The organism is Sorangium sp. So ce1504 (assembly GCF_051521635.1).
In the GTDB taxonomy this organism is placed as follows: Bacteria; Myxococcota_A; Polyangia; order Polyangiales; family Polyangiaceae; genus Sorangium; species Sorangium cellulosum_B.
This window is the reverse complement of sequence record NZ_CP150365.1, coordinates 7,334,507-7,359,607: the sequence shown is the minus strand read 5'-3', so window position 1 is coordinate 7,359,607 and position 25,101 is coordinate 7,334,507. Positions and strand designations below refer to the sequence as shown.

Annotated in this window: 18 protein-coding genes; 11 read left to right on the top strand and 7 right to left on the bottom strand. The window is 70.9% G+C overall.

Translation table 11 applies throughout. The features are described 5' to 3' along the window. The first annotated feature begins 143 nt into the window (after positions 1 to 143). Together WMF39_RS27675 and WMF39_RS27670 are read left to right on the top strand one after the other, a co-directional pair. Positions 144 to 983 carry a metallophosphoesterase family protein gene (locus WMF39_RS27675; RefSeq protein WP_437739480.1) on the top strand — a complete coding sequence of 280 codons (840 nt, stop codon included), beginning with the start codon at positions 144 to 146 and terminating at the stop codon, positions 981 to 983. Further along, positions 984 to 1,724: a 4'-phosphopantetheinyl transferase family protein gene (locus WMF39_RS27670; protein WP_437739479.1), complete on the top strand. Its 741-nt coding sequence runs from the start codon at positions 984 to 986 to the stop codon at positions 1,722 to 1,724. Positions 1,725 to 1,845: 121 nt separating this feature from the next. Here WMF39_RS27670 and WMF39_RS27665 read toward each other — a convergent pair whose 3' ends face one another. After that, positions 1,846 to 3,465 carry a metallophosphoesterase gene (locus WMF39_RS27665; protein ID WP_437739478.1) on the bottom strand — a complete coding sequence of 540 codons (1,620 nt, stop codon included), beginning with the start codon at positions 3,463 to 3,465 and terminating at the stop codon, positions 1,846 to 1,848. Positions 3,466 to 3,731: 266 nt separating this feature from the next. Between WMF39_RS27665 and WMF39_RS27660 the strand changes: the two genes are divergently transcribed. The 5 genes from WMF39_RS27660 to WMF39_RS27640 all read left to right on the top strand — a co-directional run bounded on the left by WMF39_RS27660 (position 3,732) and on the right by WMF39_RS27640 (position 9,825). Beyond that, entirely contained in the window at positions 3,732 to 4,970 is a 1,239-nt protein-coding gene (locus WMF39_RS27660; protein ID WP_437739477.1) for a YncE family protein, read from the top strand. Continuing rightward, entirely contained in the window at positions 4,967 to 5,722 is a 756-nt protein-coding gene (locus tag WMF39_RS27655) for a c-type cytochrome (protein ID WP_437739476.1), read from the top strand. The genes WMF39_RS27660 and WMF39_RS27655 overlap by 4 nt, the downstream gene beginning before the upstream one ends. Continuing rightward, positions 5,719 to 6,345 carry an endonuclease III domain-containing protein gene (locus WMF39_RS27650; protein WP_437739475.1) on the top strand — a complete coding sequence of 209 codons (627 nt, stop codon included), beginning with the start codon at positions 5,719 to 5,721 and terminating at the stop codon, positions 6,343 to 6,345. Before WMF39_RS27655 ends, WMF39_RS27650 begins: the two co-directional genes overlap by 4 nt. A 225-nt stretch (positions 6,346 to 6,570) precedes the next feature. After that, positions 6,571 to 7,632 carry a 3-oxoacyl-ACP synthase III family protein gene (locus WMF39_RS27645; protein ID WP_012237684.1) on the top strand — a complete coding sequence of 354 codons (1,062 nt, stop codon included), beginning with the start codon at positions 6,571 to 6,573 and terminating at the stop codon, positions 7,630 to 7,632. A 570-nt stretch (positions 7,633 to 8,202) separates the two neighbouring features. Continuing rightward, positions 8,203 to 9,825: a protein kinase domain-containing protein gene (locus WMF39_RS27640; protein ID WP_437739474.1), complete on the top strand. Its 1,623-nt coding sequence runs from the start codon at positions 8,203 to 8,205 to the stop codon at positions 9,823 to 9,825. A 294-nt stretch (positions 9,826 to 10,119) separates the two neighbouring features. Here the strand turns inward: WMF39_RS27640 and WMF39_RS27635 are convergent, their stop codons facing one another. Continuing rightward, the gene (locus tag WMF39_RS27635) at positions 10,120 to 11,010 is read right to left on the bottom strand and encodes a BON domain-containing protein (RefSeq protein WP_437739473.1); all 891 of its coding nucleotides are present in this window, start codon (positions 11,008 to 11,010) and stop codon (positions 10,120 to 10,122) included. A gap of 118 nt (positions 11,011 to 11,128) precedes the next feature. Here WMF39_RS27635 and WMF39_RS27630 point away from each other — a divergent pair, with 118 nt between their 5' ends. Together WMF39_RS27630 and WMF39_RS27625 are read left to right on the top strand one after the other, a co-directional pair. Further along, a complete protein-coding gene (locus WMF39_RS27630; RefSeq protein WP_437739472.1) occupies positions 11,129 to 12,925 on the top strand; it encodes a MutS-related protein in 1,797 nt (598 codons plus the stop codon). Positions 12,926 to 12,974: 49 nt separating this feature from the next. Further along, positions 12,975 to 13,958: an aldo/keto reductase gene (locus WMF39_RS27625; RefSeq protein ID WP_437739471.1), complete on the top strand. Its 984-nt coding sequence runs from the start codon at positions 12,975 to 12,977 to the stop codon at positions 13,956 to 13,958. A 25-nt stretch (positions 13,959 to 13,983) separates the two neighbouring features. Here the strand turns inward: WMF39_RS27625 and WMF39_RS27620 are convergent, their stop codons facing one another. Both WMF39_RS27620 and argG read right to left on the bottom strand, forming a co-directional pair. Next, the gene (locus WMF39_RS27620) at positions 13,984 to 14,343 is read right to left on the bottom strand and encodes a phage holin family protein (protein WP_437739470.1); all 360 of its coding nucleotides are present in this window, start codon (positions 14,341 to 14,343) and stop codon (positions 13,984 to 13,986) included. Positions 14,344 to 14,484: 141 nt separating this feature from the next. Further along, a complete protein-coding gene (gene argG, locus WMF39_RS27615; RefSeq protein WP_437739469.1) occupies positions 14,485 to 15,837 on the bottom strand; it encodes an argininosuccinate synthase in 1,353 nt (450 codons plus the stop codon). Between the two features lie 237 nt (positions 15,838 to 16,074). Here argG and WMF39_RS27610 point away from each other — a divergent pair, with 237 nt between their 5' ends. Continuing rightward, positions 16,075 to 16,902: a GNAT family N-acetyltransferase gene (locus WMF39_RS27610; protein WP_437739468.1), complete on the top strand. Its 828-nt coding sequence runs from the start codon at positions 16,075 to 16,077 to the stop codon at positions 16,900 to 16,902. Positions 16,903 to 17,148: 246 nt separating this feature from the next. Here the strand turns inward: WMF39_RS27610 and WMF39_RS27605 are convergent, their stop codons facing one another. The 3 genes from WMF39_RS27605 to WMF39_RS27595 form a co-directional block, all read right to left on the bottom strand. Then, on the bottom strand, positions 17,149 to 19,362 hold the full coding sequence (locus WMF39_RS27605; RefSeq protein WP_437748038.1) for an anthranilate synthase component I: 2,214 nt from the start codon (positions 19,360 to 19,362) through the stop codon (positions 17,149 to 17,151). A 31-nt stretch (positions 19,363 to 19,393) separates the two neighbouring features. Then, complete coding sequence (locus tag WMF39_RS27600) at positions 19,394 to 21,583, bottom strand: chorismate-binding protein (RefSeq protein WP_437739467.1); 2,190 nt, start codon at positions 21,581 to 21,583, stop codon at positions 19,394 to 19,396. A 97-nt stretch (positions 21,584 to 21,680) separates the two neighbouring features. Continuing rightward, positions 21,681 to 22,961, bottom strand: coding sequence for an isochorismate synthase (locus tag WMF39_RS27595; protein ID WP_437739466.1), 1,281 nt, complete (start codon positions 22,959 to 22,961; stop codon positions 21,681 to 21,683). 722 nt (positions 22,962 to 23,683) lie between these two features. On the opposite strand from WMF39_RS27595, the gene WMF39_RS27590 reads away from it, so the two are divergent. Further along, a complete protein-coding gene (locus WMF39_RS27590) occupies positions 23,684 to 25,087 on the top strand; it encodes an ABC transporter substrate-binding protein (protein ID WP_437739465.1) in 1,404 nt (467 codons plus the stop codon). The last annotated feature ends 14 nt before the right edge of the window (positions 25,088 to 25,101 follow it).

Sequence of the window (25,101 nt, the reverse complement as noted above, 5' to 3'; positions counted from 1 at the left end):
AATGGGGGAGGGGTGTCGCGTCGCCTTGACCGTGTGCCGCCGCGCCCGGCGGCGGCGCTCGGCAGTGGACGCCCGTCGTCGGCCGTGGTGTGGGTGGGGGCGGCCGGCTCGCCGGGCCGGCTCCCCGGCCGCGCGGTATTCGGATGAAGCTCTTCGCACTCAGCGATCTCCACGTCGGGTATGCGGAGAACCGGTGGGCCATCGAGCGCATGACGCCGCGGCCGAGCGACTGGCTCATCCTCGCCGGCGATCTCGGGGAGACGGAGCAGCACCTCATCTACGTCCTCGAGACCCTGGGTCCGCGGTTCAAGCGGCTCGTGTGGACGCCGGGCAACCACGAGCTCTATACGATGCCGAGTGAGCGCGGCGGCCCGCGCGGCCAGGCCCGGTACGAGCGGCTGGTCGAGCTGTGTCGGAGCCGCGGCGTGCTCACGCCGGAAGACCCCTACGTGCTCTGGGACGGCGAGGGCGGACCGCACGTGCTGGCGCCGATGTTCCTGCTCTACGACTACAGCTTCCGGCCGGACGGCGTGCCCGAGCGCGACGCGGTGGCGTGGGCCATGGAGAGCGGCGTCCTCTGCAGCGACGAGGAGCTGCTCGACCCGGCCCCCTACGCGAGCCGACCCGAGTGGTGCCGGGCCCGCCTCGCCGCGACGGAGGCCCGTCTCGGCGCGATCGAGGGGCGCCCCACGGTGCTCATCAACCACTTCCCGCTGCGCGAAGAGCTCGTGCGGCTGCGGCACATCCCGCGTTTCTCGATCTGGTGCGGGACGCGGCGCACGCACGACTGGCACACGCGGTTCCGCGCGCGGGTGGTCGTGTCAGGGCACCTCCACATCCCCCGCACCGACTGGATCGACGGTGTTCGTTTCGAGGAGGTGTCGTTCGGATACCCGCGCCAGCGGCCCGTCGAGCGCAGCGCCGACAGCTGCCTTCGAGAGATCCTGCCGGGCCCTGCAGGCGCGGCGCCGCCGAGGATGTAGATGCTCACGATCGGCCCCGGCGCCGCGCACCTCTGGTACGTCTTCTGCGACTCGGCTCGCGACGAGGCGTTGCTCGAGGCGTACCACCGGCTGATGGCCCCCGACGAGGCGGCGCAGCAGGCGCGCTTCCTTTTCGCCGAGAACCGGCACGAGTACCTGCTCACCCGCGCCCTCGTGCGCACGGTCCTCTCGAAGTACGCGAACGTCGCGCCCGAGGCGTGGTCGTTCGTCCGGAACGAGTTTGGCCGCCCGCAGATCGCCGGACCTCCGGGGGTGCCGCCCATCCGGTTCAACCTGTCGAACACGCGGGGGCTGATCGCCTGCCTGGTCGCGCTGGATCGCGACGTGGGCGTCGACGTCGAGGACACCGAGCGCGCGAGCGGCGCGGTGGACATCGCCGATCGCTTCTTCTCGCCAGGCGAGGTGAGGGCGCTGCGCGCGCTGCCGCCGGAGAGGCAGCGCGCGCGCTTCTTCGAGTACTGGACGCTCAAGGAGTCGTACATCAAGGCGCGCGGGATGGGGCTCGCGATCCCGCTCGATCAGTTCTCGTTCCACCTGGACGATGGACCGGCGATCGGCATCTCGTTCGATCCGCGGCTCGGCGACGACCGCTCGGCCTGGCAGTTCGCGCTCTACCAGCCCTCGGCGCGGCACACGATGGCCGCCGCGATCCGCAGCGGGGGCGGACCCCCGCTGTCGATCGAGCTGCGGGAGACGGTGCCGCTGCGCGACGGCGGATGAGCGACGGCCGGGGCCGCCCGCGCGAGGCCGCCGCGCGGCGGGGCCGACGCGCATCCCTCCCTGGCAGGCCTCCGGCTGGCTGGGGAAGCGCGCCCGCGGCCCCGGCGCGCGGCGCGCGAGGTCAGTCAGGCCGCGCGATCGAGAGCTCGACGTTGCGCCACGAGGGCTCTCCGCGGCCGTCGTCGCCGAAGCCGGAGGTGACGTCCACGACGGCCCGGCGGCGCCCTTCGGAGGCGATCGGGTCGTCGCCGACGGCGTAGTCGAGGGCGGCGCCCCGGATGGCGACGAAGCCGTTGTCCTCGTCCCAGATCTCGATGACGCGGACCTGATGGGGGTAGTCGGCGAGCGCGGAGGTCTCGAGCTCCCAGTACGCGTGCCCGCCGGCCGGAGAGACCCGGGTCACCCGGTGCACGTGGGTGTGTCCGGCGAGGTGGAGCAGGACGTTGTCGTAGCCGCCGACGAGCGACTGCCACGCATCGACGTCGATCGCGCCAGGCACGGCGGGGGTGCCCGTCGCGGCGAAGGAGCCGTCCCCGAGCGAGCGCGACGCGTGGTGGGACGTGAGGATGACCCACCTGCGCTCGCGCTTCGCGCGGTCGAGCGCGGGACGGATGAACCGATCGACGTCGTCCTGGAGGATCACGCCGTTCGGTCCGCCCGTCTCGGCGGCCGTATCGAGCACGATGACGCGAAGGGGGGTGTCCTTCATGTCGAACTCGTAGAACGCTTTGCCGTACGCGCGCTCGTCGGGCCCGATCCCGTGCCCGTCGCCGGTCGCCGCGACCCGATCGAGCAGCTCGGGGCGGCTCAGCAGCGCTCTCCTCGGGTCGGGGACGACCTGGCCCGTGATCACCGGAGCGCCGGGGAGAGACCAGTCGCGCGTCCCGCCGTCCGACCAGCTCCCCGTCGCGAGCTCGGCGCGCGTGTGCACCGGGAAGTTCCCCTGGTGCAGGACATCGTGGTTGCCGGTCACCCATCGCCAGGGCACGAGCAGCCCCTCGGCGAAGAACGGATCCTTGGGATCGTTGTCCGGGCCTGGCACGGGGTCGTCGTCAGCGCCCGAGTCGCACTCGACGCGCTCGGCGCCGTCGAGGATGGCCGAGAACCACGCGATCTCGTTCGTCTGCGCGCTGTCGGCGTTGTCGCCGCCGAGCAGGACGAAGTCGATCGGCGTGCTGCGATGGAGCGCGTTGATCGTGCGGACGGCGGCGTTGAGGATCCGGCACTCGTGCCCTTCCTGCGGGCGGAACGCCGACGCGAACGCGCCGGGCGAGTCGAAGATCGCCAGCCGAGCAGGCGACTCGTCGTCTGCGAGCTGGGCGTCGGCGAGGTGGACGAACCTCGTCAGGAGCGTCGGCCGCTCGCCGCGCGGCGGTGGAGGGGGGTCGTCGAGCGTCGCCGGGGCGAGCGGCTGCCCCGGCCCGCTCTCGAGCTCGCCGTAGCCCTCCGCGAGCATCTGCTCGATCTCCGCCGGGACAGCGGGGTTCCTGTCCGGTGGATCGGCCACCGCGGCGCGCGGCGCCCAGGTGCGAGCGGTCGTCAGCGGCGGCGCGCCGCGGAGCGCTGGCAGCGGTACCGGCGCAGGGAGCGGCGCCGGAGCGATGGACTCCTCCCCGGCACACGCGGCGAGCGCAAGGGACGCAAGGAAGAAGCGCGCCGCGGGGCGACCTGGGCGCGCTCGCGCGATCCGCCGCCGACCGGGCTCCCCTGTTGCGATGCCCACCGCTCGTGTCTGGCTCATCGCTTCCTTACATGACAACACCACAGCGCCAGATCAAGAAATGTTCACTCGGGCGGTAGCGTTGCCGTTGGGGGCCGGCGCCGACCGAGGAAGAGAGAGCGCAGAACGCGCGTAGTACGTCCCACGTAGCGCGGCGCGGCGCCGCGGAGCGTCACGTCGAGGCGCACGAGCGAGCCGAGCCATGGTAGGGCGAGCCGCGGCCGGCGCGCCGGCGGCTGCTAGGATGCGGCGCGTCCGAGCCAGAGGCGCTCGTCTCGAGGTCATCTATGGTCATTTCGCGATTCCTGGGTTGCGCGCTCGCGGCGGCGATGCTGGTGAGCTGCAGCGATCCCGAGCCCATCATCGAATACCGCTACAGGGCCTACGAAGGCGACGCGTATCCGGACCGACTCCCTGAGATCAAGGTTCCGGAGGGCGGGATGGGCGTGGTGAGCGATAGCCTCTCCGATACGATCTCTCTTGTCTCGCTCGCGACCGGCGAGCGGTTCGGCGTCCACCCCGTGGGCCGCGATCCCGTGACGATCGACGGGCCTCACCATGTGGCCGTGGACGCCGAGGACGGCGCCGTCTACGTCGCGCTGTCGTACCCTGACGTCGCCGGCGCGATCGGCCCCCACGCGGTGCACGGTGGGAGCGTTGTGGCGGGCTACGTCCAGAAGCTCGCGCTCGACGATCTGCGCATCCTCGGGCAGGTGCGCGTCGAGGCCAACCCGGGCGATATCGTGATCTCGGAGGACGGCAAGCGCGTGGTCGTCTCTCATTTCGATCTGAAACGCGTGCTCGACAACCCGGGCGACGTCGAGGCGGCGCGCTCGTCCCTCGCGGTGATCGATCCCGAGAAGGTCCTGCTCTCGGGATCGGCCGATCCGGTGTTCATCCCGGTCTGCATGGCAGCCCACGGAATCGCCCTCTCGCGCCCGGACGGCGCCCGCGCTTACGTCGCTTGTTACGGCGAGGACGTGCTCGCGATCGTCGACCTGACGGACCCTTCCGCCGAGGTGAAGCGCGTGCCGGTGGGGTCTACCTCCAGCCCGTCGCCTCATGCCAACAACTACGGACCCTACGCGGCCGTCATGTCGCCCGATGGGAAGACCATCGCCGTGAGCAGCACGGAGAGCAGGGACGTGCGCTTCTTCGATGTCGCGTCGGAGACGTTCGACGATTCCCGGAAGATCCTCACGATCGGCGCGCCCTACTTCCCCGCGTGGACCCCCGACGGGAGCGCCATCTATGTGCCGACCCAGGTGCCCGACACCATCGTGCGGATCGGCGTGACCCCGGACGACGACGGCGTCGTCACCCGGAACATCGCCGACGAATGCATGCGGCCGCACCTCGCGCAGCTCGACGAGGAGCACGGGCTCTTCCTCGTCTGCGAGGGCGACAGGAGCGCGACGCCCGGCAGGGTGCTCCGGCTCGATCCAGAGACGCTGGAGACGCTCAGCGACACGGAGGTGGGCCTCTATCCCGACGGGCTCGTGCGCGTCGCGCCGGAGGCGCCGTGAGGACGCCCCGCAACCTTGCGGCCGCGCTCGCGTGCGCGGCGCTCCTCTGCGGCTGTCCTGGCGATCCCGAGACGAAGGTCGTCGACGCGACGGCCGTCGACCACGGCGCGGCGCTCTTCCGGGACCCGTCGATCGCGGAGACGCGCTTCAATCGCTATTCCTGCTCGACGTGCCATGAAGCTGTCACCGGCGACGCGGGGGACGCCATGCTCCCGGGCGCCCCGCTGGCCGGCGCCGTGGAGCGCCCGCATTACTGGGGCGGGCAAGAGGTCGAGCTCCTCGGCGCGATCAACCATTGCCTCTATTACTTCATGACGAAGGACCTGCCCTGGACCACGGACGACGACGTCGCGCAGGCCATCTATGCCTACCTGGAGTCGCTGCCCAGCGACGGAGGCGCGGCCGAGGCCGTCCCCTTCACGCCTGTCTACGAGCTGAGCCAGATCCCGGCTGGCGACGCGGCCGCGGGCGGGCGCATCCACGAGCGCGCCTGCGCCTCGTGTCACGGGCGCGCCCATTCGGGGGAAGGCCGGCTCGTGGCGCGGGCGCCGGCGCTGCCCGACCAGACGCTGAAGGAGCACCCGCTCGGCGAGTACACGGAGGCCGACCGGCGGCTGGTCTTCATCGAGAAGGTCCGCCACGGCGGGTTCGTGGGCTACGGCGGGCAGATGCCGCCGTTCTCCCGCGAGGTCCTCTCCGATGAAGAGCTCGGCGATCTGCTCTCGTTCTACGGGCTACCCTGGCCCCCGTGAAGCGCGCCGAGAAAGCCGCGAGGATCGCCGAGATCCTCGACCGATTGTACCCGGCCCCGCCCATTCCGCTGGTCCACGACGATCCGTATTCGCTGCTCGTCGCGGTGATGCTCAGCGCCCAGACGACGGACAAGATGGTCAACGCGGTGATGCCGGCGCTCCTCGCGCGCGCCCGGACGCCCGCGGCCATGGCGGCAGTGCCCACCGAGGAGATCGCCCAGCTCATCCGGAGGATCGGGTTCGCGCCCACCAAGGCGCGGCACCTGAAGGCGCTGAGCGAGCGGATCGCGACCGAGCACGGCGGCGTCGTCCCCGCCTCGTTCGACGCCCTGGAGGCCCTGCCGGGGGTCGGTCACAAGACGGCCTCGGTCGTCATGGCACAGGCCTTCGGCCACCCCGCCTTCCCGGTCGATACCCACATTCACCGGCTCGCGTTCCGCTGGGGGCTGTCGTCCGGAAGGGACGTCGTCGAGACGGAGCGCGACCTGAAGCGCACGTTCCCACCCGAGCAGTGGAACAAGCTCCACCTGCAGCTCATCTACTTCGGCCGCGAGCACTGCCCGGCGCTGCGCCACGACATGACCGGCTGCCCCATCTGCAGCTGGGCCGCCCGCCGACGATGATCGCGGCGCCCGGCGGCCGCCGAAGATGGGGGCGGGTACAACGCCGCCAGCAAAGCTGGCAGCTTATCGAGGCGGCGCGTTTCCGTCAAGCAGGGTGCAACGTCCCGGCGATCTCATGAGCGCGACCACGCCCGCCGCGCTGCGGCGCGAGGCGGCCGGGCGCGGTCGTGTGCGGGTGTGCGGTTCCCGGTCGCGGCGCGCCTGCGGTTCGGGTAAGGCACTTCTGTGACAAAGATTGGATTTGAGATCATCGGGACGGGCCACTACGTGCCCGGAGAACCTGTCACCAACGACGACCTCGCGCGGGTGATCACGACCTCCGACGAGTGGATCTACCAGCGCTCCGGTATCCGCCAGCGCCATTACGCGCCGGATGGGGTGGGGGTGAGCGATCTCGCGTGCGAAGCGGCGAAGCGCGCGATCGCGTCGGCGCGCATCGCGCCGTCGGAGATCGATTACATCCTCTTTGCCACGATGACGCCGGACTATATTTTCCCTGGCTCCGGGGCGCTGCTCGGCGCGAAGCTGGGCATTCCGGGCGTCCCCGCGCTCGACATCCGGCAGCAGTGTGCCGCGATGCTGTTCGGCCTCCAGACGATCGACGGGCTGATCCAGACCGGGGCCGCCAAGACCATCCTGTTCGTGGGCGCAGAGGCGCACGCCGGCTTCATGCCCTGGGAGGACTGGGGGGCGCTCGACCCGAAGAATGGCCGCTCCGCGACGCCGGAGGCGCGGGCGCACGCCGACCGCCACCGGAACCTCGCCGTCCTGTTCGGGGACGGGTCGGGCGCGCTCGTCCTCCGCGCGACCGATCGCGACGCGGGCCTGCGCGGCAACAAGATCTGCTCCGATGGACGCTTCGCCGAGCTCCTCTTCGTGCCGGGCGGCGGCTTCCGCTCGCGCCCGTACTGGAAGCCGACGTCGTTCGACGAGGACCTGCATATCCCCCGCATGGATGGCCGCGAGCTCTTCAAGTTCGCGGTGACCAAGCTCCCGGCGACCGCGCGGGAGCTCTGCGCCTCTCAGGGCCTCGCGATCGAGCAGATCGACGTGTTCCTGGCGCACCAGGCGAACGGCCGGATCAACGAGCACATTCGCAAGGACCTCGGCGTGCCCGTCGAGAAGCTCCCGAGCAACATCGATCGATTCGGCAACACGAGCGGCGCCACCGTGCCCATCCTCATCGACGAGGAGATGCGCGCCGGAAGGGTGAAGAAAGGGCAACTCGCCATGGTGCTCGCGCTCGGGACCGGCGTCCACTGGGGCTGCGCGCTCTGGAAGCTCTGAGCGGCTGAGCGGCGGCGCCTCGCTCGCAGGCGTCACCGTCATCCTCGTCATCGTCATCGAGCCGCGGCGGTTGCGCGGGGCATATTGCGTCCGGTGCGGAACGCTGCGGAAATTTCGTGCGATCGTGTCGCGACGGATTGCACGTGGCGTATCCCTTGTTACGTTTCCATCAACGCCCGCAGCAGACCCCGTGTTTGCAGTGCGATCGACCTGACGACCAGGCGCGGGCGCTACCGGGAAGGGAGTCGCCTCAGGGCTCGGCTGCACGGCCCCTCCCCGGCCAGCGGCGAATTGCGCACGAAGCACCTAACGCGCAGCAGGTAGCGCGCAGCAGCCAAAGCGCAGCGCGGGACCTACGTGCGGGGGTGCGGTGTTCGCGAGTGCGCGTGAGCGCGTGTGTTCGGATGTCGTCTCTTGCCGTTCGTGCTCATACGGTTGTCGGCCATTCACTTCATTGGAGCATGTTTTCCTTGATGGCGAGGACGCAAACTCTTCGCATTGACTCGGACGCACAATTATCGGATTTTGCACACTGAGGTGAGTGTGATCGGAGAACACGGAGCGTCGATCTTGAGAGACACACCGACCCAGCTTGGGCTCGGCCGGTATCGTCCCATCGCGAAGCTCGGCCGCGGCGGGATGGCAGACGTCTTCCTCGCGATGGCTCACGGGCCCGCCTCGGTGAACAAGCTGGTCGTCGTCAAGCGTCTCCGCAGCTCCGGGGACGAGGAGGATCGCCAGGTCCTCATGTTCATGGACGAGGCCAAGCTCTCGGCTCGCATGAACCACCCGAATGTCGTCCAGACCTACGAGGTCGGTAGCGATCGGGACGGCTACTTCATTGTGATGGAGTACCTGGAGGGCCAGCCGCTGAAGCGCGTCATGAAGGCGGCTGTCGAGCGGGAGTCCGGCACGGGCGGGCTCGTCCGCGGCACGTGGATCCGGATCGTGGCCGAGGTGCTGCGCGGGCTCCATTACGCGCATGATCTCTGCGATTTCGACGGTCGGCCTCTCGGCATCGTGCATCGCGACGTCTCGCCGCACAACATCTTCATCACGTACGACGGCGCGGTGAAGCTCGTGGATTTCGGCGTGGCCAAGGCCGTCGTCAACGCCTCCAGCACCGAGAGCGGGACCTTCAAGGGCAAGCTGACGTATATGGCGCCCGAGCAGGTCACGGCGGGCAAGACGGTGGACCGCCGGGCGGACATCTTCGCGGTCGGCGTCGTGCTCTGGGAGCTCCTCGCCGGGCGGCGGCTGTTCGAGGGCGATCAGATCACCGTGATGCACCAGCTCCTGCTGGGGAAGATACCGCGGCTCTCCACCGTCGTTCCGGGGATCCCCATCGCGCTCGATCAGATCGCCGCGAAGGCCCTTGATCGCGAGCCATCGAAGCGCTTCGCGACGGCGCAGGAGATGTGCGATGTGCTCGAGAACTACCTTCAGTGGTCGGGCGAGGACGTCCGCAGCGAGTTCCTCGGCGCCTGCATGCGGGGGATCTTCGCCGAGAGCCGGGCCTCCATACGCCAGCAGATCAAGGCGCAGATCGAGCGGGTGGCCAGCGCGTCGCTGCTGAGCGACGCCTCCAGCCAGGTGACGATGAGCGGCATCGGCGTCGCGATGGTTCCCTTGAGCTCCGGCTCGGGCAGCAGGCTGCCCTATGTCGGGGAGTCCAGCCGGTCGGGCGTCGAGCGCGTGTCGGGCGTCGAGCGGGCGTCGGGCGTCGAGCGGCCCAGGACCCCCGTGAGCGACTCGGTGAGCCTGCGAGCGACCACGTCGGGGCCCGTGTCGGCCTCGAAGCGCGGCTACCTGATCGGCGCGTCCGCCCTGACCGCGCTGGTCGCGCTGGTCGGCGGCGCGGTTCACGTCGCGAATCAGCGCGCGCCCGCCCTCGATGCTCCTGCGACCTCGGTCGCTTCGCACGGCGCCGAGGCCGGGGAGACCGTCGAGAAGAAGCCCGAGCAGGGCCCCAGGGCGAGCGTGACGATCTCGAGCGATCCACCCGACGCGATCGTGAGCTGGAAGGGAAAGACGCTCGGCAAGACGCCGCTCAAGACCGAGCTGCCCGTGGGCACGCAGGTCGTGGTCGTGTCGAGGTCCGACTGCTTCGATGAGACGCTCATGCTGGCGCTCTCACCCGCGGAGGCCGTGGAGCGCTCCGTCAAGCTCCGCCCCAAGGACTTCGCGCACTAGAGCGACGGTCACCCGCTTCGGATACGGGCCCACCTCGGCGTTTTCGGTGCTCAGCGCACCGGAGTGCGCTTGCGCGCCGAAAACGCCGATCTGGGCCCGTCTCCTGTGCGGGGGACCGCCGCTCTGCTGCCGCTCTGCTGCCGCTCTGCTGCCGCTCTGCTGCCGTTCTGCTGCCGCTCTGCTCTGGATGGCGCAGAGGGGGGCGGAAACCGAAGGATCCGGGCGGTGCATCCGCCCGTCGTCGGCGACCGGATGCACCTCCGTGACCACGGCTAGGCCGACGACCTCATGGCGTCATGTGCCGTGACGGATGTAGGAGATCACCTTGGTGACGCCGTCGGCGTCCATGGCCTCCTTCACCGCCTCGGTCGCCTCCTTCACGCTGGCGACGGTGCCTTGCAGCGTGACCACGCCGTCGCGCACCGTGACGTGCAGCTTCTTCACCGCGTCATGATCGCTCTCCGCGAGCTTGCCGCCGACCGCGTTGCGGAGCGTCTCGTCGGACGGGCGCGCGCCGGTCCGCTTCGCCTCCTTCGTGGCGATGACCGAGCCGTCGCGGCCGAAGGTGACCTGATAGTCGTTGTCCTTCGCTGCCTTCGTCCACTCGTCGCGCTCCATCGCGGCGGCATTTCCCTCCTGCTTCTTGGCTCCCTCAGCCTGGCCCTGTTGCGGGGGCTGCGGCGCGGCCTTGTCCTTGGGAGCGGCGGGCGGCGCGGACTGCGGGCGCGCGCCCTGGTTGTCCTTGAGCGCACCGGTCTGCTCGCCGACCCTGTTCATCTGGTCGTTGACATCGCGGCCCGCCTGGCGCCCGCGCTCGGCGAGCTGCTCTGCCTTTTCGCCCACGCGCTCGGCCTTCTCGCGCGTCTCCTGGCCGAGCTGCTGACCCTCCCGGGCGAGCTGCTCTGCCTTGTCACCCGCGCGCCCGGCCTGCTCTCGCGCCTCCCTGCCGAGCTCCTTGCCCTCCTGGGCGAGCTGCTCCGCCTTTTCGCCCACGCGCCCGGCCTGCTCGCGCAGGTCTTTGCTGGGCGTCTGGTTCGGGCCCGGAGGCGGTTCGCCTCTCCTGATCGTCTGGTCCTCGGGCTCGCGGACCGCTCCTTCAGCTCTCTCGCTCTCGCTCCTGCAGGCCGTGCCGGCGAGCGCGAGCGCGAGGACGGTTGGGCCGGAGAACCAGCGTACTCTGCTCATCGTGCAGCGATAGCTCATGGTGCATCTCCGGGTGCACACCGAGGCAGACGTCGTGCCAGGAACTCGGTCGTTCCCGGCCGCCCGGGAACAACGGCGCGCCGCGCGTGTCGACGGGGTCATGCCGAGACCCTCCCTGGCCACCGCGCAGCGGCGGCACCGGACACCGGACGAGCGCTCCGGCCCGACGCATCGTAGTAGGCTCGAGGTCGTGAGCGCGGCGCCGCCGGAACCCGTCCTGCCTGACGCCCCGCCAGGACAGCGCTCCGCGCCCGATCTCCTCTCGCACCGGCCGGCGCTCCGGGTCGACGCGCGGGCGGTCAAGGAGTCGCTGGCGTTCGCGTTCGCGGGCGGCGCGCCCGCGGGGGCGTTCGATCGGCACGTCGAGTCGGCGTCGCTGCCCGCGTCGACGTGGGATCCAGCCCGCTTCGCGCAGCACGTCTTCCTGCGTGAGCTCATCGTGGGCTGCCTCCATTTCACGAGCGAAGGCCGCACGTACATCCCGAGCCCAGCGCTGCTGGGCCGCGCCCTCTCCCAGCCGCCGAGCGATCGCGACACCGTCGAGCTCCGGCGCGCGATCTTCCGGGAGCTCACCGGGTCGGAGGCGCAGCGCCGCGATCTCGAGCGCGCCTACGCGGCGCTGCGCCGCTGGGTGGGCCAGATCGAGACGATCCCCATCTCTCGCGGCGAAGGGAGCCGGCGCCGGCTCGACATCCTCGCCGCCGCCAAGGACGCGTTCGACGCGCTCGCCGGTGGGTTCGCGGGCGCGCGCTCGGGCCTGTCGCGGCTCTCGGCGTTCGGCGCGGCCGTGCGCGAGAGCGAGGCGTACCGCCGCCTCGCGGATCTGCTCGCGTACGACGAGGAGATCGCGACGCTGGATGTCCGGATCCGCGTCGGCTCCGACGGCCATGTCCGCGATCTGCGCGCCCTGTCGATCCGCGAGAACAGCGGGAACCGCTTCTACCAGTCGCCGCTAGGGCGCCTGGTCACGAAGCTCGTGATGCTGTGGAGGGGGTACCGGTTCAGCGACGACGAGCTGCTCACCCGCCACGTCAACAGCGTGTTCGACGGCATCGAGGACGATCTCGTCGCGCTCGTCCAGCTGCTCGGAGATCTCGAGTTCTACCTCGCCGGCCTCGCGCTGCGCGACCGCGCCCGCGCGGCCGGGCTCTCCGTCTGTCTGCCCGAGCTCGTCTCGCCGGGCTTCTCGGACGGCGCGCGCGGCGGGAGCCCCGGGCGCGAGCTCAAGGGGCTGTTCAACCCGCTGCTCTTGGCGAGCTCGGTGAGCACGGTCCCGTGCGACATCGCGACCGATCACCACGACGCGACCGTCATCGTGACCGGGCCGAACTCGGGGGGGAAGACCCGGCTGCTCGAGGCGCTCTCGCTGGCCCAGATGATGGGGCAGGCGGGCTTCTTCGTGCCGGCCGCGGAGGCGCGCCTCTCGCCGTGCCACGGGCTCTTCGTGTCGCTGATCGAGCAGGCGCAGGCCGATCAGAGCGAGGGCCGCCTCGGGATGGAGCTGCTCCGCATCAGGTCGCTGTTCGAGGCGATGCAGGTCGGCGACATGGTGGTGCTCGACGAGCTCTGCTCGGGCACGAACCCGTCGGAAGGCGAGGAGATCTTCCAGCTCGTGATCTCGCTCCTCTCGGAGCTCCGCCCTCAGGCCTTCATCACGACGCACTTCCTCGAGCTCGCGGCGCGGCTCGAGCGGGAGCGGCCGGTCGATCGGCTCGTGTTCCTGCAGGTCGAGCTCGACGCGCAGCAGTGGCCGACATACCAGTTCGTCGACGGGGTCGCCCGGACGTCGCTCGCGCACCGGACGGCGGCGCGGCTCGGGGTCACGCGCGAGGAGCTCGTCGCGCTCGTCGAGCGCAGCAAGCGCGCGCACCGCCGCCGCGGGGCCGAGCCCGCCTGAGCGCGGCCACGCTCGCCGTGGCGGGGGAAATCTGGTTGTATGCGCCGCCATGGAGTATCGACCTCTTGGCAGGACGGGTTTCCGCGTCTCCTCGGTGAGCTTCGGGGCCTGGGCGATCGGGGGCACCTGGGGCGACGTCGACGACAAGGAGTCGCTCGCGGCGTTGCACCGGGCCGTCGATCGAGGCGTGAATTTCTTCGACACCGCGGACGTGTACGGGGACGGCCGGAGCGAGCGGCTGCTCGCGCGGCTCAGGCGCGAGCGGCGCGAGGAGATCGTCGTCGCGACGAAGGCGGGCCGGCGCCTGAGCCCGCACACGGCGGCAAGCTACAACGAGGGGAACCTCACGGCCTTCGTCGAGCGCAGCCTGAAGAACCTCGAGACGGACGCGCTCGACCTCGTCCAGCTGCACTGCCCGCCGACGGATGTCTACTATCGGCCCGAGGTGTTCGACGCCCTCGATAGGCTCGTGAAGGCGGGCAAGATCCGGTTCTACGGCGTCAGCGTCGAGCGGGTGGAAGAGGCGCTCAAGGCCATCGAGTACCCCGGCGTGCAGTCGGTGCAGATCATCTACAACGTCCTCCGGCAGCGCCCGGCCGAGCTCTTCTTCCCCGAGGCGAAGCGCCGGCAGGTCGGGGTCCTGGCGCGACTGCCGCTCTCCTCGGGGCTGCTCACCGGAAAGATGAGCGCGGCGACCCGGTTCGCGGCCGACGATCACCGCAATTTCAACCGCGAGGGCGCCGCGTTCGACAAGGGCGAGACGTTCTCGGGCGTCGACTACGACCTGGGCCTCGAGGTCGTCGAGGAGCTCCGCCCGCTCGTGCCCGCCGGCGTGAGCATGGGCTCGTGGACGATGCGCTGGATCCTGATGCAGGACGCGGTGACGTGCGTGATCCCCGGCGCGAAGCGGCCCGAGCAGGTGGACGAGAACGCGAGCGCGGCGGACCTGCCGCCCGTGCCGCAGGAGACGATGGCGAAGATCCGCGAGATCTACGACCGGCGGCTCCGGCCTCAGGTTCACCAGCTCTGGTAGGCGCCCGGGCGAGGGCTGCGAGGGCTCACAAGATGCGCGGCAACAGCCATCCTGCGAACGAGATGAGGGCCGCCGTGCCGAAGAGCGGCCCTAGCCCCCGGATCTCGAAATCGTCGATGAGCTTGTCGGTGGCGTAGAGCAGCACCGAGTTCACGACGAGGCCGAAGAAGAGATACGCCAGGCCCAGCGTGAGGATGGCGGCGGGCAGGAGCGCCACCGCGACCAGGAACTTCACGAGCCAGCCGAGCAGCAGGTTGAGGACGGTGAACACGGCGGCGACGACGAGCGCCGTCTGGGTCTTTCGGATCTGCACGCCGGGCAGGATCTTCGTTCCGACGAGGACCGCGAGGCCCGCGGCGAGTGCCTGGATGATGAGCGCCTTCATGACCACCTCCCTGGGCCGGCACCGCTCGGGCGGGCCGGCGTTCGCACCTTCCTCGTGACCCAGGGAGGTGCCGGGCGCAACCTCGTCCGGCGCGTCGCGAGCGGAGCCGGCGCGCGGCCTCCGCTCAGGGGCCGCCCCGGCTCATTCCTTCGGCTTGTCGCCGCCGAGCAGCTCGCCGATGGCGGGGGCGCCGCCCGGGCCGAGGGCCTGCGTGCTCTCGATGAGGTGGATCAGGAACTGGCGGTTGTCCGTCACCGAGAGGTTCTGGAGCTCGAGCGCGCCGATGCGGTCCTCGGGGGTGAAATAGGCCTCCTCGACCTTCTCCATCGAGAGCTTGTGCGGCGCATAGGCCATGTAGTCGGCGCGCGTGTTCAGGATATTGTAATCGTCGCCGCGGCGCAGCTCGAGCGTCACCTCACCGGTCACTCCGGGGGCGATCCAGCGCGAGAGCGCGTCCTTCAGCATCATGGCCTCGGGGTCGTACCACTTGCCCTCGTAGAGCAGACGCCCGAGGCGCCTGCCCTGGGTGAAGTACACGTCGAGGGTGTTCTCGTTGTGAATGGCGGACAGGAGCCGCTCGTAGACGGCGTGGAGCAGGGCCATGCCCGGCGCCTCGTAGATTCCGCGGCTCTTGGCGTCGATCACCCGGTTCTCGATCTGGTCGCTCATGCCGAGCCCGTGGCGCCCGCCGATCCGGTTGCACTCGACGAACAGCTCGAACACGGAGCCGAAGCGCTTGCCGTTGATCGTCGTCGGGACGCCGCGCTCGAACCCGAGGGTCACCGTCTCGGCCTCGATGGCGACCTCCGGCCGGAAGGAGGCGACGCCCATGATGGGCTGGACGATCTTGATCCCGGTGTTCAGGTGCTCGAGGTCCTTCGCCTCGTGCGTCGCGCCGAGCACGTTGGCGTCGGTGCTGTACGCCTTCTCCGTCCCCATGCGGTAGGGCAGCCCGTGGCGCTCGAGGTACTCGCTCATCTCCTTGCGCCCGCCGAGCTCTCCCACGAACCTCGGGTCGAGCCAGGGCTTGTAGATCTTGAGCGAGGGGTCGACGAAGATGCCATAACGGTAGAACCGCTGGATGTCGTTGCCCTTGTGCGTGCTGCCGTCGCCGAAGACGTGGACGTCGTCGTCGCGCATCGCGCGGACGATCGCGGTCGTGGTCACCGCGCGGCCGAGCGGCGTGGTGTTGAAGTACTTCTTGCCGCCCGTCGAGAGGTGGAAGGCGCCGCACTGGATGGCGAGGATGCCCTCGCGGACGAGCGCCTCGCGACAGTCCACCAGCTTGGCGGAGACCGCGCCGTGCTGCAGGGCGATCGGCGGGATGTCGCCGGGGGAGTCCTCGTCCGGCTGCGCCAGATCGGCGGTGTACGCGTGCACCTTGAGCCCGTTGCGCGAGAGCCACGCCACCGCGCAGCGCGTGTCGAGGCCGCCCGAGAACGCGATGCCGAGGTGGGTGCCCGCCGGGGGGAGTGAACGGAAGATCCTGCTCATGGCGGCGCAGCATAATCGCAACGCCCGCGAGCGCGCGAGCGGAGATCGCGGGGCGGCGGAGGCGCCTGACGGCGCGTGTGTGCGCGCGAGCGCGACGTCAGAGGCTCCGCCCGCCCGCTCCGCCGGGACGGCGCGGCCGCGCGCTGGCTTGCACGGAACGGCGCAGACCGGGCCTCATCGGACTAGGATGGAGGACACCGTGTCGCGCGAGCCCTGCTCGCAATGAGGTGCAAGGCCATGCCGAAGCTGTCGTACGCCGAGATCGCCCGGATCGAGGAGCGCCGGCTGGCGGTCGGCATCGCCGCCGTGGTCGCCTGCGCGGAGCCCATCGCGGGCGGGTGGATGGCCTTTGATGGAGAGGGCTCCTGGGGAAACTTCGCTGTCGGGCTCGGCCTCGATGGGCCTGTCTCAAGCGAGGATCTCGATCACCTCGTGGCGTTCTACGCGGCGCGCGGCGCGGAGCCGCAGATACAGGTCTGCCCCTTCGCGCACGGATCGCTGGTGCGCGGCCTCGCCGATCGAGGGTTCGTGCTGCGCGAGTTCGAGAACGTGCTGGCGCGCGAGCTCGCGCCGGACGAGGACCTCCGCGCGCTGGCGTCGTATGGTGGCCCCGGGGAGCTGGAGATCGTGCGCATCGATCCGGGCGACGAGGCGCAGGTCCGGGTGTTCATCGAGATCGCGACGAGCGGCTTCCGGCCCGCGGACGCGCCGATCTCGCCGGTGCTCTTCGAGATCACGCGCCGCGTGGTCGCGCACCCCGGATGCGACTCGTACCTGGCGCTCGTGAACGGCGAGCCCGCCGGCGGCGGCAGCGTGGAGATCTCCGGCGAGGGCGCCGCGCTCTTCGGCGCCTCGGTGCTCCCCCGGTTCCGCGAGCGCGGCATCCAGCAGGCGCTCATCGCCCGCCGCCTGGAGCGGGTGCGCGAGCAGGGTCGCCTGCTGGCGTGCATCAGCGCGAGCCCCGGTATCCCCACGGAGCGCAACGCGATGCGGCTCGGCTTCTTCATGGCGTACAGCAAGGGGATCTTCACGCGGCGGAGCGAGAGCCCAGAGGCGCCTGCCTGAGCCGCTCCCGGGCGCCCCGGGCCTCGTCGACGGCGGCGCACATTTCAGGTGTGCAGCGCTGTTCGTGCAGAACCGAAATGAACGCCCAGGACATCCATGCGAAATGCCCGACCCTGACGGAAGTGCGCCATGGCACGCCTCATGCTGATATTCTGGTTCAGCGCCGCTGGCGTGGCCTTTCCCCCCCCGAGGCCCCGGCGGCGCTTTTTCATTTCGCCGCCAGCGCCCCGCTTTACCGATCGACCGTCACCGCCCGTCGCCCCGCTGCAGCTCGGTGACCGCGTTCCTGACGAGCCGGAGCCCCACGTTGTCGTCCTGCGACAGGATCGACTCCGGATGGAACTGAACGGCCGCGAGGGGCAGCTCCGTGTGCTCGATCGCCATCACGACCCCATCCTCGGTCTCGGCCGTGACCTTCAGCGACGCAGGGAGCGCGTCGCGCAACGCGTAGAGCGAGTGGTAGCGACCCGCGCGGAACTCGCGGGGCAGCCCCTCGAAGAGGCGCCCGCCGAGCACGCGCACCTGCGAGGCTTTGCCGTGCATCGGGTAGTCGAGGACGCCGAGCTTGCCGCCGAAGTGCTCGACCATCCCCTGCAGGCCGAGGCAGACGCCGAAGACGGGCAGCCGGCGCTGGAGCAGCGCCGTGAGCGTGCCGGAGAGATCAAAATCGCTGGGCGTGCCAGGGCCGGGCGAGAGCACCACGAGGTCGGGAGCGTAGGCGTCGAGCTCCTCGTGAGGGAAGCCGGCGCGGAGCGTCATCACCTCGGCGCCCGTCTGCCGGAGGTAGTTGGCCAGCGTGTGCACGAAGGAGTCCTGGTGATCCACGAGGAGGACCTTGCGCGTGCCGCCAGGCACCGGGTGGATGGCCGCCGGAGGCGGCGTGGCGATGCCGCGAGGCCTCCGGATCGCGTCGAGGAGCGCCGACGCCTTCACCTGGGTCTCGCGCTCCTCCTCGTCGGGATCGGAGTCGAAGAGCAGCGTCGCGCCGACCCGGACCTGGGCCACGCCGTCCTTGACCCGGATCGTGCGCAGCGTGAGCCCCGTGTTCATGCTGCCGTCGAAGCCGACGATGCCGACCGCCGCCCCGTACCACGCGCGCGGCGAGCGCTCGTGATCCTCGATGAACTGCATGGCCCAGGCCTTCGGGGCCCCCGTGACCGTGACCGCCCACGTGTGCGCCAGGAACGCGTCGAGCGCGTCGAAGCCGTCGCGAAGGCGGCCCTCGATGTGATCGACCGTGTGGATCAGCCGCGAGTACATCTCGATCTGCCGGCGCCCGATCACCCGGACGCTCCCCGGGACGCAGATGCGGGACTTGTCGTTGCGATCGACGTCGGTGCACATGGTGAGCTCCGACTCGTCCTTCGCGGACGCGAGCAGGCGCGCGATCTGCGCGGCGTCGGCGAGCGGGTCGCTGCCGCGCGGGATCGTGCCCGAGATGGGGCAGGTCTCGACGCGATTGCCCTCGACGCGGACGTACATCTCCGGAGAGGCGCCGATCAGATACTCGGCGTTGCCTAGGTTCATCAGGAAGCCGTAGGGCGCCGGGTTGCGCTCGCGCAGGCGATAAAACAGCTCGGTGGGCGCGACCGGGCACGGCTCGTAGAGCGTCTGCCCCGGCACGACCTCGAAGAGATCGCCCCGCTTGAAGGACTCGCGCGCCAGCCGGACGAGCTCGGCGTACTCGCCCGGCGCGTACTCGTTCTGGGGCGCGCGGTCGGTGCCGACGTAGGCGTGCGTCGCGCCCTCGCGCGGCAGCCCGTCGGTCGAGCGATCGCCGTACTTCAGCTCGTAGCGCGTGCGCGTCGCGCGCTCGCGGCGGTGGTCGACGGCGACGATCTCGTCGGGGAGGTAGAGGACGAGATCCCGCTGATCCGCCGGGCGCTCCAGGCGGAGGCGGATGGGCTCGAACTGGAAGGCGAGATCGTACGCGAACGCGCCGTAGAGTCCGAAGAGCGGGTCGCCGGGGACCCCGAAGAGCTCGATGAGCCGGCGCAGCACCGAGAAGATGGACGGCTGCCGGCTGCGCAGCTCCTCCGGCACCCGCTCGCCCGGCGGCCGGACCGCGCCGACCACCTCGTCGCTGCGCCGCTCGAGGGCCGCGACCGCGTCGAGATCACGGAGGGCCTCGTCGATGGCCGGCAGCAGCACACGCCCGCGCTCGTTCAGCGCGGTGAACCGGAAGTCGCGGCCCCGGGAGACGAGCACGAGCGGCGGATCGACGAAGCCGATGTCCCAGCGCGTGTACCGGCCCGGGACCTCGTAGCTGGACGCCAGGACCACGCCGAGGTGGCTGTCGAGCGCCTCGACGATGGGCTGGATGGCGCCGTCGACGGCGAGGTCCTCGACCGTCCGCCGCACCGCGACGCCCCTCCGCGTAATGTTGCTCTCTCGTTTCACGACCGCGTCTCCTTCTGTGCGATGAGTATACGCGGTGCGGCATGCGCGCCGTACCGGCATCTTCGCCGCGTGCATGGTTCCGTCGGGCGCGTCATCCGCGCTGCGCGCTCGTGGCGCGTGCGTCCCGCGCGGGCGCTCGACCGGCGTCTGCGGCGCGCTCCGCGAGGTAGATGGCGCGGAGCAGGGGGAAGCTCTTGACGAGGACCTCCTCGTACTCGGCCTCCGCGCTCGACTCCGCGACCACCGCGCCGCCGCTGCCGAAGCTGAGCCCCCGGCCGTCGGCGACGAGGGTCCGTATGGCGATGTTCATATCCATGGGGCCCTCGTACGCGAGGTACCCGATCGAGCCCGTGTACACGCCCCGCGTGCGCCGCTCCAGCGCGTCGATGATCGAGACCGTCCGGTGCTTCGGCGCGCCGGTGATGGACCCGCCGGGGAAGCACGCCTCGAGCGCGTCGAGCGCGCCCTTCCCCTCGCGGAGCGCGCCCGTGACCACCGAGGAGAGCTGGAGCAGGGTCGCGTGCTCCGTGATCCGCTGGAGCGCCTCGACGTCGATCGAGCCCATGGCGCAGACGCGGCTGAGGTCGTTGCGGACGAGGTCGGTGATCATGAGGAGCTCGGAGCGGTCCTTGTCGCTGGTCGCGAGATCGCGGCGCAGGGCCAGGGTCTCTTCCTCGGTGGCGCCCTTCGGTCGCGTCCCCTTGATGGGCTCGCTGCGCACCCGCCGCTCCCGGTCGACCGCCAGGAACCGCTCCGGCGAGGACGAGAGCACCGCGCCCTCCGGCAGCCTGAGGAACGCCGAGAACTGCGCGGGGTTCGTGCGGCGCAGGACGCGGTAGAGGGCGAACGGATCCAGCGAGGTCCGTACGTGGAACTCGTTCGTGAGGCACACCTCGTACGTCTCGCCCTCGCGGATCTCGCGGAGGATGGCCTCGATGGCGTCGAGGTGCTCCCGGCGCGAGAGGCGCGGCGCGTGCGCGATCCGGTCGGCGAAGCCCTCCGGGACGGGCGGCAGGAGCGGCTCCGAGAGCGCTGGGAGGCCCTGGAGGCGCGCCGCGATCTCGTCCAGCCACGGCCCGGACGGGGGCGACGCAGGCTCGTCGGCGTCGATCGCGTCGATCGCGCACGCGTATACCGCGCGCTCGACGTGGTCGAAGGCCAGGATCCGCCGCGCGATCATCATCGCGCTGTCCGGGAGCGCGCGGCGCGGGTGAGCGGACGCGCCGAAGCCGAGGTGCTCCTTGAGCTCGTAGCCGAGGTAGCCCACGAGGCCACCGGTGAAGTGGAAGGGCAGGCCGCTCGGATCGAGCGATATCGAGGCGAGCTCCCGCCGGAGCGCGACGAACGGGCTCCCCTCGGACGTGGTCGAGGTGAGGGCGTCCCCAGGGCCGCCGGCGCTCCACCGCGTCACGGCGGCGCCGCGGCTCTCGATCGCCTCGGTCGCGCTCCCCATGAACGAGAAGCGCCCGTCGCGGCCGGCCGCGCTCGAGTCGAGCCAGAACGCGTAAGGCGCCGCGGCGAAGAGCCCGGCGAAGGCCCGCTCGGGATCGACCCACGGGAGCCGGAGGTGACGCATGCGCCCGCGTCGCCGCGCGCCCGCCGGCGCGCCCGGCGCGCAACCACCCAGCGCGCCTGCGGAGAGGCCCGGCGCGCGTGTGCTCCGGTGGAGCGCCGCGCCCCTCCGGTCGCGCGGCGTGTCCATGGCGATATTTCTGAAGTTGCGGATGATTCTCTTGCCGTGCTCGGTGCCGATCGACTCGGGGTGAAACTGCACGCCGTAGAACGGCCGGTCCTTGATCTTGAGGGCCATGATGAGCCCGTCGCCGCGCGTGCGCGCGGTCACCTGGATCTCCGCCGGCAGCTCGCCGTCGCCGACGATGAGCGAGTGGTAGCGCACCACCTGGAACGGGCTGGGCACGCCCTCGAAGAGCCCGGCGCCGTCGTGCTCGATCTCCACGATCTTGCCGTGCATGACCCGCGGGGCGTGCTGGACGCGCCCGCCGAAGCGCGCCGCGAGCCCCTGGTGGCCAAGGCAGACGCCGAGGATCGGCGTCCCGGCGAGGGCCTCGATCACCTCGGCGCAGACGCCGAAATCGGCCCGTCGCTCCGGGCGGCCGGGGCCGGGCGAGATGACGATGCTGTCGAGCTCCAGGCCCTCGATCTCGGCGAGCGAGAGGCTGTCGTTCTTGACGATGATCGGCTCCTCGCCGCTCACCTCCCAGAGGTACTGCCCGAGGATGTGGGTGTACGAGTCGTAGTTGTCGATGAGGAGTGTCTTCACGGCGAAGCTCGCCTCGGGGCCCGCATCGAGGCCGTCGATGCAGGCGAGCCGGCGCGGATCCCGGCTCGGGTGAGGCGCCCCGGCGGCGGGCGCGGCATCAGGGGCGGATGATGGCCGCGAGCATGGCCTGGAGCTTGAGCTGCGTCTCGACCAGCTCGGCCTCCGGGCTCGAGCCAGCGACGACCCCGACGCCCGCGACCATCCGCGCGCGCGCGCCGTCGACCGTGGCGCTGCGGATGCCGATGAACCAGTCGCCGTCGCCGCGGGCGTCGACCCAGCCCACGAGCCCCGCGTAGAGCCCGCGCCGGATCCCCTCGTGCGCGCCCAGCCAGGCCTCCGCCGCCTGGCGCGGCGTGCCGCACACGGCGGGCGTCGGGTGAAGCCGCGCGGCGAGCGTGAGGGCGTCCGGCGCCGCCTCCGCGAGCTGGCCGTGGATCGGGGTGCCGAGGTGCATCACGTTGCGCAGGCTCAGGATCGACGGCTCGCTGGGGACCTCGAGCGACGCGCACTCGGGCGCGAGCGCGGCGGCCACGGCGTCGACCACGAAGCGGTGCTCGCGCTGGTCCTTGGCCGAGCGCCGCAGGACCTCGGCGAACCGGCGGTCGGCGTCGACGTCGGCGGAGACCGCGTAGGTGCCGGCGAGGGGGTGCGAGGAGACGGCGCGCCCGCGGCGGGAGAGCAGGAGCTCGGGGCTCGCGCCGAGGAAGCCGTCGACGTGGAAGATCGCGCACGAGGGGTAGAGCGCGGTCAGGCGGCGCAGGACCTCCTCGACGACGATGGGGCGGTTCGCCTCGACGTCGACCGCGCGGGCCAGCACGACCTTGGAGAGGGCCCCCTGCTGGATGTCGGCCACCGCGCGCGCGACGCGCCCGCACCACTCCTCGTGCGGGAGCGCCGAGCGGAGCGTGAAGCTGTCGGGCGAGCGCCGTTGGCCCTCGGCCCGCTCCAGGTGCGGCGCCGGGGCGGCGCCCTCGCCGATGGTCGTGACCCACGCGGTCCCGTCGGGGGCCGCGCCGACGATCTGGGCCGGCACGACGAGCGCGGCCGGCTCCGTCCGGTCGAACGGCAGGGCGCCGAGCGCCACCGGGCCGCAGCCCGGGCGGCCCACGGCGTCGGCGGCCTCGATCGACGCGAGCGCCTCCTGGATCCACGCCACGCCGCCCTCGATACCGTGCGGTAGCTCCAGGCGGGCGGCGACCCCGTGCGCGACCAGCTGGGTGCCGGGGTGAAGCCAGACGCGCGCGCCGTCTCCCATGAGCGACGAGACGCCGCCGGGCAGCTTCGCGAGCGTGTCGGCGTCGAGCCGGAAGGTGCGGGCGACGAGCCGCGCCGCCTGGCGGGGGGCGTCGGCCGAGGAGGAGAACGTCAGGGGAGTCATGCACCGCCGTGCGCAGGCCGGTTCGGGCTCGTCCTGCTCGGCAGGACCAGCCTGGAGCCAGCAGGCCACGAGCCCGCGGCACCGTGCCGGATCGCGAGCGCCGGCCACGCAGCATCGGCTCTACCGCCTCCGGAAAGGCTCCGCAAGCGCAAAGCAGCCCACGTTCAGGGCGCGCGCGGCGCGCGTCTACCGCTGAATTGCCGCTGAAATTGCGCTTCGAGGCGAGGTGGTGGCGTCGGCGCGCGCGCGCACGTATTGCGCGCGTTGTCTCCGCGCGACGCAGGCGCATCGCGTTTCGTCTCACCTCATCTCGCCGCCAGCGCGCGTCGTGTCGCCTCTCGCGGCCAGCGCTGATGTCTCGTCTCACCTCACCTCGCCGCCAGCGCGCTTCGCGTCTCCGAGCAGCGCATCGCGCCACGCGCCTTCGCCAGGCGCTGTGCGCGGCGCGCCGCGCGCCGTCTGCTGTGCTGCGCTGCCAGCGATCAGCGAGCAGAGCAGTGCCGAGCAGCGCGCGCTCCGTCCCGTCTGTGATCGACGGCTCTTTCCTGGGCTTTTTACCCTGGAGAGGCGGCGCGATCCCTTGCCCCCGAGCGCGCATCTGGTCGATGCTGCCGCGGGCACTCGCCCTTCGCGGCGCGGGCGTGAGCGGCGCGTCTCGATAGCTCTGCCGGCCACCGGGAATGCGAAAATTCTCCAGAACAGAGCTCAGAAAGGATCCTGCGATGGACCCCACTCGGCAGCATGATCTCCGCGCATGGCGAACCGCAGCGCTGATCTTCTTCGTCGTCGGGCTGTGCGCCTGCCGCGGAGACAAGAGCCCGCCTGCCCGCGAGAACCCCCCTGGCGCCGCGGCCACGACGGCGGCCGCGGTGTCGGAGGCGCCGGGCGAGAAGGCGATCAAGGCGCAGCCCCCCGCCGTGCCGAACGCCGCCGAGGCGAAGCGATACGCCGGCAGCAAGCTCAAGTATTACAGCGAGCCGGTGGGCGTGGGCGCCGAGCTCGACAGGGTGATGATCCAGCAGTTCCAGAAGGACACCGGCATCGAGGTGACGATCATCCCCCGTCCCAAGGACGCGACCGAGACCTACTCCGTCTACCAGCGCCTCTTCCAGGCGCAGTCCGGGGACATCGACGTCATGATGCTGGACGTCATCTGGCCCGGCGCCTTCGCGCAGAACCTCGTCGATCTGAGCGAGAAGCTCGGCGAGGCGGCGAAGCAGCACATCGAGAGCATCGTCCAGAACAACACGGTCGACGGCAAGCTCGTGGCGATGCCGTGGTTCACCGACTTCGGGCTACTCTACTACCGCACCGATCTTCTGGCGAAGTACGGGTATCAGAAGCCGCCGGAGACGTGGGACGAGCTGGAGCAGATGGCGAAGAAGATCCAGGACGGCGAGCGGGCGGCGAGCCCGAACTTCCTCGGCTTCGTCTGGCAGGGCAAGGCCTACGAGGGGCTGACGTGCAACGCGCTGGAGTGGATCGCCTCCCACGGCGGCGGCGCGATCATCGAGGAGGGCAAGATCACCGTGAACAACCCGGAAGCCCAGAAGGCGCTCGCGCGCGCCAGGGGCTGGGTGGGCTCGATCTCCTCCGCCGGCGTGACGAGCTACGAGGAAGAGGACGCGCGCAACGCGTTCCAGGGCGGCAACGCCGCCTTCATGCGCAACTGGCCTTATGCCTACGCGGCGGGCAACGCCGAGCGGTCGCCGATCAAGGGCAAGTTCGCGGCGGGCCCGCTGCCGCACGAGCCCGGACAGAAGAGCGCGGGCACCATCGGCGGATGGCAGCTCGCGGTGTCGAAGTTCTCGCCGAACAAGGACGCGGCGATCGAGCTCGTCCGCTACATGACGAGCCCCGAGGCGCAGCGGTTCCGCGCGACCGCGGGCTCCTTCCTCCCGACGATCCGGTCGGTGCAGCAGGACGCGGAGGTGGTGAAGTCGCTGCCCTTCCTGGCGAGCGCAAAGGACATCGCGCTCGTGCCGCGCCCCTCGAACAGCACCGGCGCTCGGTACAACGAGGCGTCGATCGCCTTCTTCCAGGGCGTGAGCCAGGTCCTGCAGGGCAAGGAGCCGAAGGCGGTGCTCGGGCAGGTGGAGCAGCGGCTCACGCGCGCGCTTCGCTGACACGCGCGCCGCGC